Origin of the sequence: Limnospira sp. PMC 289.06, from assembly GCF_032350395.1 — a bacterium.
Taxonomy (GTDB): Bacteria; Cyanobacteriota; Cyanobacteriia; order Cyanobacteriales; family Microcoleaceae; genus Limnospira; species Limnospira platensis.
This window is the reverse complement of the sequence record NZ_JARPLC010000587.1, coordinates 1-256: the sequence shown is the minus strand read 5'-3', so window position 1 is coordinate 256 and position 256 is coordinate 1. Positions and strand designations below refer to the sequence as shown.

The following is a 256-nucleotide window of genomic DNA, read 5'->3' as shown; positions in this document are numbered from 1 at the left end:
TGGTATCGGTGCAGTTTACAGCGCTATCGGTAAACCCCAGGAAGCCTTAACATACTTACAGCAAGCATTAATCATTAGCCGGGAAGTGAGCGATCGCGCCGGGGAAGCGGCTACTCTCAATAATATCGGTGCAGTTTACAGCGCTATCGGTCAACCCCAGCAAGCCTTAACATACTACCAGCAAGCATTACCCATTAGGCGGGAAGTGAGCGATCGCAGGGGGGAAGCAGCTACTCTCAATGGTATCGGTGCAGTT

The 256-nt window shown here is 51.6% G+C and carries 1 protein-coding gene; it reads left to right on the top strand.

Annotation, left to right across the window (positions count from 1 at the left end):
- Positions 1–256, top strand: a 256-nt coding sequence (locus P5674_RS26345) for a tetratricopeptide repeat protein (protein WP_315670537.1), incomplete at both ends; no start/stop codon positions are given.